At 67.4% G+C, this 11,376-nt stretch carries 9 protein-coding genes; 4 read left to right on the forward strand and 5 right to left on the reverse strand.

The window, feature by feature from the left end:
• From AC6EI8_RS19200 to AC6EI8_RS19210, 3 genes are all read left to right on the forward strand, one after another.
• Window positions 1–1,433 (forward strand): AdeC/AdeK/OprM family multidrug efflux complex outer membrane factor (locus AC6EI8_RS19200; RefSeq protein WP_498382634.1); only part of this gene is annotated, 1,433 nt, incomplete at its 5' end.
• A gap of 88 nt (window positions 1,434–1,521) precedes the next feature.
• Window positions 1,522–2,796, forward strand: coding sequence for an HlyD family secretion protein (locus tag AC6EI8_RS19205; protein ID WP_149319107.1), 1,275 nt, complete (start codon window positions 1,522–1,524; stop codon window positions 2,794–2,796).
• A 2-nt stretch (window positions 2,797–2,798) separates the two neighbouring features.
• Entirely contained in the window at window positions 2,799–4,409 is a 1,611-nt protein-coding gene (locus AC6EI8_RS19210; protein ID WP_498382635.1) for a DHA2 family efflux MFS transporter permease subunit, read from the forward strand.
• A 220-nt stretch (window positions 4,410–4,629) separates the two neighbouring features.
• Here the strand turns inward: AC6EI8_RS19210 and truB are convergent, their stop codons facing one another.
• The 5 genes from truB to rimP all read right to left on the reverse strand — a co-directional run bounded on the left by truB (window position 4,630) and on the right by rimP (window position 11,138).
• Window positions 4,630–5,601, reverse strand: a complete 972-nt coding sequence (gene truB, locus AC6EI8_RS19215) for a tRNA pseudouridine(55) synthase TruB (RefSeq protein WP_498382636.1) — start codon at window positions 5,599–5,601, stop codon at window positions 4,630–4,632.
• Between the two features lie 148 nt (window positions 5,602–5,749).
• Window positions 5,750–6,118 (reverse strand): 30S ribosome-binding factor RbfA, encoded by a 369-nt coding sequence (gene rbfA / locus AC6EI8_RS19220; protein WP_149319110.1) that lies wholly within the window; start codon window positions 6,116–6,118, stop codon window positions 5,750–5,752.
• 107 nt (window positions 6,119–6,225) lie between these two features.
• Window positions 6,226–9,102: a translation initiation factor IF-2 gene (gene infB / locus AC6EI8_RS19225; RefSeq protein ID WP_149319111.1), complete on the reverse strand. Its 2,877-nt coding sequence runs from the start codon at window positions 9,100–9,102 to the stop codon at window positions 6,226–6,228.
• Between the two features lie 75 nt (window positions 9,103–9,177).
• Window positions 9,178–10,653, reverse strand: a complete 1,476-nt coding sequence (nusA, locus tag AC6EI8_RS19230; protein WP_149319112.1) for a transcription termination factor NusA — start codon at window positions 10,651–10,653, stop codon at window positions 9,178–9,180.
• Window positions 10,650–11,138 carry a ribosome maturation factor RimP gene (gene rimP / locus AC6EI8_RS19235; RefSeq protein WP_053822015.1) on the reverse strand — a complete coding sequence of 163 codons (489 nt, stop codon included), beginning with the start codon at window positions 11,136–11,138 and terminating at the stop codon, window positions 10,650–10,652. Before rimP ends, nusA begins: the two co-directional genes overlap by 4 nt.
• Before the next feature lie 14 nt (window positions 11,139–11,152).
• On the opposite strand from rimP, the gene AC6EI8_RS19240 reads away from it, so the two are divergent.
• Window positions 11,153–11,376 (forward strand): hypothetical protein (locus AC6EI8_RS19240; protein ID WP_498382637.1); only part of this gene is annotated, 224 nt, incomplete at its 3' end.

Raw genomic sequence — 11,376 nt, forward strand, 5'->3', positions numbered from 1 at the left:
CCACCCAGGTCATGACCGAGCCCGCGCAGCTGGCCACCGCGCAGACGCTGCCGGGCCAGCATGGCCAGTGGCCGTCGCAGGACTGGGTCGACCAGTTCGGCGATCCGCAACTGCGCGCGCTGGTCGACGAGGCCGTGCAGAACAGCCCCAACCTGCAGGCGGCCCTCGCCCGGGTGCAAGCCTCGCGCGCGATGGCCGACGCCACGCGCAGCGCGCTGTATCCGCATCTGGATCTGGACGCCTCGCTGTCGCGCCAGCGCTTCTCCGAGACCGATCTGTACGAAGGCACGCCGCGTGCCGGCTCGTGGCAGAACCTGTCGCGGCTGCAGGCCGGCCTGTCCTACGACCTCGACTTCTGGGGCAAGAACCGCTCGGCGCTGGAAGCGGCGCTGTCCGACGACCGTGCCGCCGAAGCCGAAAGCCAGGCTTCGCGGCTGCTGCTTACCACCGCGGTGGCGCGCAACTACGCGCGGCTGGCCGCGCTGTTCGCGCAGCGCGATGTGGCCGAGCGCGCCATCGCCCAGCGCGGCGACCTGACCGAGCTGTCGCGCCAGCGCCTGTCGGCCGGGCTCGACACGCAGGTGGAAACCACGCAGGCCCGCGCCACGGTGGCGTCGGCCCGCACCGATCTGCAGCGCATCGACGAAGAGATCGCGCTGGCGCGCAACCAGATCGCGGCGCTGCTCGGCAAGGGTCCGGACCGGGGCCTGGCCATCCAGCGGCCGACGCTGCTGGCGCATGCCACGCCGACGCTGCCGGACAACCTGGCGATCGACCTGCTCGGCCGCCGGCCCGATCTGGTCGCGGCGCGCTGGCGCGTCGAGGCCTCGTCGAAGGACATCGAGGTCGCGCGCGCGGAGTTCCTGCCCAATGTCACGCTGAGCGCCTTCGCGGGCCTGGCCTCGCTCGATCCGTCCAACCTGCTGCTCGGCATCAGCCGCCAGTTCGGCTTCGGTCCGGCGGTGCGCCTGCCGATCTTCGAAGGCGGACGGCTGCGCGCGAACCTGAAGGGCAAGCACGCGCAATACGACCTGGCGGTGGCCAACTACAACCAGACGCTGGTCGATGCGCTGCGCGAGACCGCCGATACGGTGACCAGCATCCGCAGCGTCGATCAGCAGATCCAGACGCAACGCGAGGCGCTGGAGCTTGCCGAGCATGCCTATGCGCTGGCGACCACGCGCTACAAGGCGGGCCTGGGCACGCAGCTGACCGTGCTGAACGCCGAGAGCAACGTGCTGCAGCAGCGGCGCCTGGCCACCGATCTGCAGGCGCGCCGGCTGGATCTGCAGATGGCGCTTGTCAAGGCGCTGGGTGGCGGTTACCAGGAGCCCGGCGAGTCCGCCGATCCGGAGCCGGCACAGGCTGGAAAGCCGGCCACGGCCACGACCACGGCCGCACCCACGCCGCGCCGCGCCGCGGCGCACGGCTGACGCGCCCCACCACCCCGCCACAACACGACAGCGAAGAACAACGACAACGCCGAACCGTTCAAGCGACCGACATCAAGCGACCGACATCATGAGCGACCAACAACAGAACCAGAACGCGGCCACCCGCACGCAACCCTCCGACAACAACAACGGCAAGCGCAAGCGCCTGCTGCTCTCGCTGACCGCCGCGGTGGTGGTCGCGGGCCTGGCCTACGGCGGCTACTGGGCCCTGTATGCCCGGCATTTCGAAAGCACCGACGACGCCTACGTGGCGGGCAACGTGGTCCAGGTGACCCCGCTGGTGCCGGGCACGGTGGTGGGCATTGGCGCCGACGACACGCAGTTGGTCAACGCCGGCCAGCCGCTGATCCAGCTCGACCGCGCCGACAGCGAGGTCGCGCTGGCCCAGGCCGAGGCACAGCTGGCACAGGCGGTGCGCGAGGTGCGCACGCTGTACGTCAACAACGGCTCGCTGGCGGCCAACGTGGCGCTGCGCCAGGCCGATGTCGCGCGGGCCCGCGAAGACCTGAAGCGCCGCCAGGCCATCGCCGGCTCGGGCGCGGTTTCCTCCGAAGAACTGGCCCATGCGCGCACCACGCTGCAGGCCGCCGAATCGGCGCTGCAGGCCGCGCGCGAGCAGCTCGCGTCGAACAAGGCGCTGACCGACCAGACCACCGTCGAGAAGCACCCCAACGTGCAGCGCGCCGCGGCCAACGTGCGCGCCGCCTACCTGAACTACGCGCGCTCGCAGCTGCCGGCGCCGGTGACCGGCTATGTCGCCAAGCGCTCGGTGCAGGTCGGCCAGCGGGTGGCCGCCGGCGCGCCGCTGATGGCGGTGGTGCCGCTCGACCAGGTCTGGGTCGACGCCAACTTCAAGGAAGTCCAGATCACGCATATGCGGATCGGCCAGCCGGTCACGCTGCATGCGGACGTCTACGGCTCCGACGTCGAATACCACGGCAAGGTGGCCGGCTTCTCGGCCGGCACCGGCTCGGCGTTCTCGCTGCTGCCGGCGCAGAACGCCACCGGCAACTGGATCAAGGTGGTGCAGCGCCTGCCGGTGCGCATCGCGCTCGATCCGCAACAGCTGAAGGACCATCCGCTGCGCATCGGCCTGTCGATGAACGTCACTGTCGACGTGCGCAAGACCGAAGGCGCGGCGATGACGACCACCACCGCCAGCAAGCCGATGCAGACGGACGTCTATGACAAGGTCGGCCACGACGCCGATGCGCTGATCGCGCGCATCATCGCGACCAACAGCGGCCGCCAGGGCGCCGAGCCGGCGGCGCCGGCCTCGGCGGCCCGCGCGTCGACGGCCAGTTCCGCGACAACCGCCAAGAAAGCGACCACGCACGCCTGATCATGGCCGATACCCTGACCGCCCGCGAGGGCGCCGAACCCGCGCCCACATCGCCAGCGGCCCCTGCGCGCCCCGCGCACCAGGAACCGCTGTCGGGCGCCAAGCTGATCGTCGGCACGATCGCGCTGTCGCTGGCCACGTTCATGAACGTGCTCGACTCGTCGATCGCCAACGTGTCGATTCCCGCGATCTCCGGCGACCTGGGCGTGTCGCCGAACCAGGGCACCTGGGTCATCACCTCGTTCGCGGTCGCCAACGCGATCTCGGTGCCGCTGACCGGCTGGCTGACCACGCGCTTCGGCGCGGTGCGGCTGTTCGTCACGTCGATCCTGCTGTTCGTGCTGTCGTCGTGGCTGTGCGGCGTGGCGCCCAACCTGGAGGTGCTGCTGGCCGCGCGGATCCTGCAGGGCGCGGTGGCCGGGCCGATGATCCCGCTGTCGCAGTCGCTGTTGCTGTCGAGCTATCCGCCGCACAAGAGCACGATGGCGCTGGCGCTATGGGGCATGACCACGCTGGTCGCGCCGATCATGGGCCCGCTGCTGGGCGGCTGGATCTCGGACAACATGACGTGGCCGTGGATCTTCTACATCAACATCCCGGTGGGCATCCTGGCCGCGTATGCGACCTGGGCGATCTATCGCGAGCGCGAAACGCCGACGCGGGTGCTGCCGATCGACACCATCGGCCTGGCGCTGCTGGTGATCTGGGTCGGTTCGATGCAGCTGATGCTGGACAAGGGCAAGGAGCTCGACTGGTTCCATTCGACCGAGATCGTCACCCTGACGGTGGTCGCGGTGGTGGGCTTCCTGTTCTTCCTGGCGTGGGAGCGCTACGAGAAGCATCCGATCGTCGATATCAGCCTGTTCAACGGCCGCAACTTCAGCGCGGGCGTGGTGGCGATCTCGGTCGCCTACGGGCTGTTCTTCGGCAATCTGGTGATCCTGCCGCTATGGCTGCAGACGATCGTCGGGTATACCGCGACCGATGCCGGCATCGTGATGGCGCCGGTGGGCTTCTTCGCGATCCTGCTGTCGCCGGTGATCGGGCGCAATCTGCCGAAGATGGACCCGCGCTGGGTCGCCACGGCGGCGTTCATCACATTCGGCATCGTCAGCCTGATGCGTTCGCGGTTCACGATCGACGTGGACACCACCACGCTGATGATCCCGACGCTGATCCAGGGCGCGGCGATGGCGATGTTCTTCATCCCGCTGACGTCGATCATCCTGTCGGGACAGCCGCCCGACAAGATTCCGGCGGCCTCGGGCCTGTCGAACTTCGTGCGGATCACCTTCGGCGCGATCGGTGCCTCGGTGTCGACCACCGTGTGGGAGAACCGCTCGGCGATGCACCATGCGCACCTGGTGGAACAGGTCAATCCCTACAACCCGATCTACAACGCCCAGGTCGAGCACCTGATGCAGCAGGGCATGAGCCATATGCAGGCGGTCGGCGTGATCGAGCGCACCATCTCGCAGCAGGCGTCGATGCTGGGCGCCAACGATATCTTCTGGATTTCGGGGGTGATGTTCTTCGGGCTGATCGTGTTCGTCTGGCTGACGAAGCCCAAGGGCGGTGGCGGCGGGTCCGCGGATGCCATGGGGGCGCATTGAGGGCGCACTGAGGGCGCATTGAAGGCGCATCGATGAGGCGTTGATCGGGCGCTCAGGCTCGGCAGAACGGCGACCGCTGCATGCCCTCTCCCCCGCCCCTCTCCCGCCCCTCTCCCGCATGCGGGAGAGGGGCGCAAACCTCCTGCGTCCCCTCCTCTCCAGGTGTTCCCCCTCTCCCGCGCGCGGCAGAGGGTCGGGCAGAGGGAATCCCGGGCGGTCGTCAGTCGGGCGCGTTCAATCGCACCAACCGCTCCGGCCGCAGCGCACCCTGGCGCCATCTGGCCACGCCCAGCAGCCGCGCCGGCTCGCCGCCATAGACGCGCGCCAGCGCGTCTTCACGCAATCCCGCACCCTTGAATACCGCCGCAGGCAGATCGCGTCCGGCGATGCGTTGGCCCTGCAGGAAGCGCTGCGTCGCCGCGGCGTCGAGCGTCACCGGCGCGCAGCGCTGCAGCAGCGCGTCCACCGGCGCCAGCAGGGCCGGACGCGCCGCGTCGTCCTGCTCGCCGAGCTGCTCCAGCGTGACCGCGCCGTCCAGCGTCAGATCGCCGACCGCGGTGCGCCGCAGCGCGGTCAAATGCGCGCCACAGCCCAGCGCCTCGCCAATGTCCTCGGCCAGCGTCCGGATGTACGTCCCCTTGCTGCAGGTCACGCGCATCGCGAACACGGGCGCCCCAGGCAGTTCGCAGCTCAGCAAGGCGATCTCGTGGATCGTCACGCTGCGCGCAGCGCGCTCGACCGTCTGGCCCGCGCGCGCGTATTCGTACAGCGGCCGGCCATCCTTCTTCAGCGCCGAATGCATCGGCGGCACCTGCTCGATCGGGCCGACGAAACGCACCAGCGCCTGGTTCAGCGCCGCGGCATCGCAGCTGACCGGACGTTCGGCGATCACCTCGCCTTCGGCATCGCCGGTCGAGGTGCGCTGCCCCAGTCGCACCGTTGCCTCATAGGTCTTGTCGGCATCGAGCAGATCCTGCGAAAACTTGGTCGCCTCGCCGAAGCACAGCGGCAGCAGCCCGGTCGCCAGCGGATCGAGCGTGCCGGTATGGCCGGCCTTGTTCGCGCGCAGCAGCCGCTTGGCGCGGATCAGCGCATCGTTGGACGACAGCCCGAGCGGCTTGTCGAGCAGCAGCACGCCATGCACGTCGCGGCGCGGCAGCCGAGGCGGACGTGGAGCGGTGGTATCGGTCATGGGGAATGAAACGGCGGGAGCGGCGGCGAGAGCGGTGGAAGCGGTGGCGGCAATGCGCTTGCCATATCGGCGCGCCTGCCATATCGGCGTGCCACCCGGCTGCGCGGCTCGGGAGAGGCGACGACGCAGGACGCGCCGGCGCCACGGACTACTCGTCCTTGGCCCGTGTGGCGTTGGCCTGGTCGATCAGCTTCGACATCTCGATCGCATGTTCGACCGAGGTATCGTGCACGAAGCGCAGCGTCGGCACGGTATGGATATGGAGCCGCTTGAACAGCAGCGAATGGAGGTAGCCGGCCTTCTCGTTGAGGATCGCCTCGGCATCGGCGGGTTCGGCGCCCAGCACCGTGAAGTGGACCTTGGCGTGCGCGTAGTCCGGGGTCAGCGCCACCGACTGCAGCGTCACCAGGCCCAGGCGCGGGTCGCGCAGCTCGCGCTGGATCATCTCGGCCAGATCCTTCTGGATCTGATCGGACAGGCGCAGATTACGGGAAGAGATATTGCCTTTTTTGGCCATGCGATACGACTTTGCCAGCGGCGTCGCCAGCGAAGGCGATGGGTCCGACGGCGTGGATGGGCCGGCGGCGGCAAACCGGTGAAGGTTCGCCGCCGCGGCGCGCCGCCTTACAGCGTGCGCGCGACCTCGGTGATTTCATACACTTCGAGCTGGTCGCCTTCCTGAACGTCGTTGAAGTTCTTGATCGACAGACCGCACTCGAAGCCCTGCTTGACTTCCTTGACATCGTCCTTGAAGCGCTTGAGCGAATCGAGCTCGCCCGAGAACACCACGACGTTGTTGCGCAGCACGCGCACGAAGGCGCCCCGCTTGACCAGACCGTCGGTGACCATACAGCCGGCCACCGCGCCGATCTTCGGCACGCGGAACACCTGGCGCACCTCGACCTGGCCGATCGTCACTTCGCGCTTCTCCGGCGCCAGCATGCCCGACATCGCCGCCTTGATCTCGTCTACCGCATCGTAAATGATGTTGTAGTAGCGGATGTCGATGCCGTTGTTCTCGGCCAGCTTGCGCGCACCGGCGTCGGCACGCACGTTGAAGCCGATGATGACCGCCTTCGAGGCCGTGGCCAGGTTGACGTCGGACTCGGTGATGCCGCCCACCGCGCCGTGCACGATCTGCACGCGCACTTCGTCGGTCGACAGCTTCTGCAGCGATTGCACCAGCGCTTCCTGCGAACCCTGCACGTCGGCCTTGACGATCAGCGGCAGCGTCTGCACTTCGCCTTCCGTCATCTGCTCCAGCATGGTCTCGAGCTTGGCCGCCTGCTGCTTGGCCAGCTTGACGTCGCGGAACTTGCCCTGGCGGAACAGCGCGATTTCGCGCGCCTTGCGCTCGTCGGGCAGCACCAGCACTTCCTCGCCGGCCGCCGGCACTTCGGACAGGCCCTGGATCTCGACCGGAATCGAGGGGCCGGCTTCCTTGGTCGGCTTGCCGTTCTCGTCGAGCATCGCGCGGACACGGCCGTAGGCGCTGCCCGCCAGCACGACGTCGCCGCGCTTGAGCGTGCCGCTGCTGACCAGCACGGTCGCCACCGGGCCCTTGCCCTTGTCCAGCTGCGCTTCGACGACCAGGCCCTTGGCCGGCGCGTCCACCGGTGCCTTCAGCTCCAGGATTTCGGCCTGCAGCGACACCTGTTCCAGCAGCTCTTCGACGCCCTGGCCGGTCTTGGCCGACACCGGCACGAACGGCGAATCGCCGCCGTACTCTTCCGGCACGACCTGCTCGGCCACCAGTTCCTGCTTGACGCGGTCCGGGTTGGCTTCGGGCTTGTCGACCTTGTTGATCGCCACCACGATCGGCACGCCGGCCGCCTTGGCGTGGGCGATCGCCTCCTTGGTCTGCGGCATCACGCCGTCATCGGCGGCCACCACCAGGATCACGATATCGGTCGCCTTGGCACCGCGCGCACGCATCGCCGTGAAGGCCTCGTGGCCCGGCGTATCGAGGAAGGTGATCACGCCGCGGTCGGTTTCCACATGGTAGGCACCGATATGCTGCGTAATGCCGCCCGCTTCGCCGGCCGCGACCTTGGTGCGGCGGATGTAGTCCAGCAGCGAGGTCTTGCCGTGGTCGACGTGACCCATCACGGTGACGACCGGCGGACGCGGCAGCTGCTCGGCGTCCGACTGGTCCTCGCCGCCTTCGATCAGCAGCGCTTCCGGATCGTCCAGCTTGGCCGCCAGCGCCTTGTGGCCCATTTCCTCGACCACGATCATCGCGGTCTCCTGGTCCAGCACCTGGTTGATGGTCACCATCTGGCCGAGCTTCATCATCTGCTTGATGACCTCGGAGGCCTTGACGGCCATCTTGTGGGCCAGGTCCGCGACCGAGATGGTCTCGGGCACATGGACCTCGCGCACCACCGGCTCCATCGGGGCCTGGAAGCCGCTGCGATCGTCCTGCTGATGCTTGCCGCCACGGCCACGCGGGCCACCGCGCCAGCCGCCGACACCGCCCGACGAATCGCCGCGGGTCTTCAGGCCACCGCCCTTCTTGCGCGAACCTTCGTCCTGCCAGGTCGAGGAGCCCTTGACCACCTTGCCGGTCTTCTTGTCGACCGTCGTGGTAGCCACCGCGGGCTTCTTCTCGTCCTTCTTGGCCTCGACCGTGCCGGCCGGCTTGACCGGCTTGTGCAGCGTGCCGCTCTGCTCGGCCTTCTTTTCCTCGGCCTTGCGCTCGGACGGTGCCTTCAGCACGCGCGCCGGCGCATTGAGCATCTGCTGGATCGCGCGGGCCTCGGCCTCGGCGGCCTCGCGGCGCTTGCGGGCCGCATCCTGCTCGGCGCGCACCTTGTCGGCGGCGGCCTTGGCATCGTCGGCGGCCTTCTGCGCGGCGGCGCGTTCGGCCGCCAGGCGCGTCTTGTCGTCCTCGGCCTTCTTGCGGTCCGAATCCTCGTTGGCCTCGCTCGCGGCGCGCGTTGCCGCGGCCTCTTCCTCGGCCTTGCGGGCGGCCAGCTCGGCCTGGCGGCGTTCCTCTGCCTCCAGCGCTTCCTGGCGTGCGCGGCGCTCGGCCTCCTCGCGTTCGGCCGCCTCCTGGCGGGCCTTCAGCTCGGCTTCCTGGCGCGCCAGCAATTCGGCCTGGCGGCGTTCCTCTTCGGCGCGGCGCGCCAGCTCGGCCTGGTCGACCACCGGCTCGGAAACTTCCTGGCCGTCGGCCGCGCCATCGGCGGGCGACTCGTCGCGCTTGATCAGCACGCGCTTCTTGCGCACCTCGACCTGCACCGTGCGCGTCTTCCCGGTCGCATCCGCCTGGCGGATCTCCGAGGTTTCGCGCTTGGTCAGCGTGATCTTCTTGCGCGAGCCGTCATCGGCCTGACCGTGCGAACGCTTCAGGTAGTCCAGCAACCTGGCCTTGTCGGTCTCGGTGACCACGTCCTCAGGCTTGGACTTGCCCACCCCAGCTGCCTGCAATTGTTCCAGCAGGGCAGCTGCGCTGCGACTCAGTTCTGCGGCCAGTTGGGCAACTGTTGTGCTTGCCATTCAAACCCTTTCAATGCTCGGTTTCTACGTCGGGACAGTCTTGTGCGGAAAGCGCGCTCTATGCGAACGTGTCCCTCAGTTGAACCAGTGTTCCCGTGCTTTCATGATCAGCGCTTTGGCTTCTTCTTCGCTGACCCCGGTCATCTCGACCAGTTCGTCGACCGCCAGTTCGGCAAGGTCGTCACGCGTGTGGATATCGCCTTCGGCGAGCTTGCCGATCAGCTCCGGCGTCAGGCCGTCCAGCGAGCGCAGATCCTGCGACACCGACTCGACCTTCTCTTCGCGAGCCAGCTCCATCGTCAGCAGCGCATCGCGGGCGCGATTGCGCAGCTCGTTGACGGTGTCCTCGTCGAAGGCCTCGATCTCCATCATCTCGCTGATCGGCACGTAGGCGACTTCCTCGAGCGAGGAGAAGCCTTCCTCGATCAGGATGTCGGCCACTTCCTGGTCCACGTCCAGCTTGGACATGAACAGGCGCCGCACCACTTCGCTTTCCTCGGCCTGCTTCTGCGCCGATTCTTCCTGCGTCATGATGTTGATCTGCCAGCCGGTCAGTTCGGACGCCAGGCGCACGTTCTGTCCGCTGCGGCCGATCGCGACGGCGAGGTTTTCCTCGTCGACCACGACATCCATGCTGTGCTTCTCTTCATCGACGACGATCGACTGCACTTGCGCGGGCGCCAGCGCGCCGATCACGAACTGCGCCGGGTCTTCCGACCACAGCACGATGTCGACCGCTTCGCCGCCGATCTCGTTGCGCACCGCGGTGACGCGGGTACCGCGCACGCCGACGCAGGTGCCGATCGGATCGATGCGCTTGTCGTGCGCCACCACCGCGATCTTCGCGCGCACGCCCGGGTCGCGGGCGGCCGCCTTGATCTCCAGCAGGCCCTGTTCCATCTCGGGCACTTCGTTCTCGAAGAGCTTGATCAGGAACTGCGGCGAGGTGCGCGACAGCTCGATCTGCGGGCCGCGCGCGGTGCGGTCCACATTCAGGATATACGCTCGAACGCGGTCGCCGGTACGCAGATTTTCCTTCGGAATGATCTGGTCGCGGCCCAGCAACGCCTCGACGCGGCCGGACTCGACGATCAGGCCCTTCTTGTCGGCGCGCTTGACCGTGCCGGTCATGATCTTTTCGCCGCGTTCCAGGTAATCGTTCAGGATCTGCTCGCGCTCGGCGTCGCGGATCTTCTGCAGGATCACCTGCTTGGCGGCCTGCGCGCCGATGCGGCCGAACTCGACCGACTCGATCTGTTCCTCGACGAAATCGCCGAGTTCCATATTGGGGTCCTGCTCGCGGGCTTCAAACAGCAGGATCTGCTTGTCCGGCTCCTGCAGGCCCTGCTCGTCGGGCACCACCAGCCAGCGGCGGAAAGTCTCGTGCTCGCCGGATTCCCGATCGATGTGCACACGGATATCGACGTCTTCCTCGAAACGCTTCTTGGTGGCCGAAGCGAGAGCCGCTTCGAGCGCACCGAATACCACATCCTTGTCGACGTTCTTCTCGCGCGCAAGCGCATCGACGAGCAACAGAACTTCGCGGCTCATTGCTTGTTCCCTTTTCTCTGATTTCCTTTGAAGTCGATTACCGGCACCAGGCGCGCCTTGTCGACATCGGATACGGTAAATTCCAGCAGCGCGGGGCCATCCTTGCCCTCGAATTCCAGGCCGATCTTCTCGGCGCCGGGCTCCCCGGTGGGCGGCTGCAGGATGCCGACGAAGTTCTTGCGGCCGTCGATCGGCAGGCGCAGCGTCACGCGCGCCTCCTCGCCGGCAAAGCGAACATAGTCGGCCAGTTTCTTAAGCGGACGATCCAGTCCCGGAGAGGAGACCTCGAGCCGTTCGTAATCGACGTTCTCGACGGTCAGCACGTGGGTCAGCTGGCGGCTGACCTTCTCGCAATCCTCGATGGCAATGCCGGTGTCAGGTTGATCGATATAGACGCGCAGCAACCCGCCTGGGGCGCGTTCAAGTTCGACCAGCTCATACCCCATGCCGGTCAGTGTGGTTTCGATCAAATCTGCCAGATGCACTGTCGTTCCGAAAAATGGCCATCAAACTACCGGGCAAGGCCGCGGCGAATGGCCGGCTGCCTGCCGTCATCTCCGGCGGAGCCCCACATCGCGATTTTCCGCGTGTTCGGACGATCGGACGAACCAAAAAAAAATGGGCGGAACGCCCATCATTCGCCCATCCCCTGGAGGATGACTTTTTGAATAGACTCGCATTATACGCGCTAGGGCCACAAAAGGCAAAGCCGAGCGAAGGGGG

The sequence above is a fragment of the Cupriavidus sp. R6-3 genome, assembly GCF_059772245.1.

What these genes read in the sequence shown, in the direction of transcription:
- AC6EI8_RS19205 (WP_149319107.1), top strand. Translation starts at nt 1,522, where the DNA reads ATGAGCGACCAACAACAGAACCAGAACGCGGCCACCCGCACGCAACCC.
- AC6EI8_RS19210 (WP_498382635.1), top strand. Translation starts at nt 2,799, where the DNA reads ATGGCCGATACCCTGACCGCCCGCGAGGGCGCCGAACCCGCGCCCACA.
- truB (WP_498382636.1), bottom strand. Translation starts at nt 5,601, where the DNA reads ATGACCGATACCACCGCTCCACGTCCGCCTCGGCTGCCGCGCCGCGAC.
- rbfA (WP_149319110.1), bottom strand. Translation starts at nt 6,118, where the DNA reads ATGGCCAAAAAAGGCAATATCTCTTCCCGTAATCTGCGCCTGTCCGAT.
- infB (WP_149319111.1), bottom strand. Translation starts at nt 9,102, where the DNA reads ATGGCAAGCACAACAGTTGCCCAACTGGCCGCAGAACTGAGTCGCAGC.
- nusA (WP_149319112.1), bottom strand. Translation starts at nt 10,653, where the DNA reads ATGAGCCGCGAAGTTCTGTTGCTCGTCGATGCGCTTGCGCGCGAGAAG.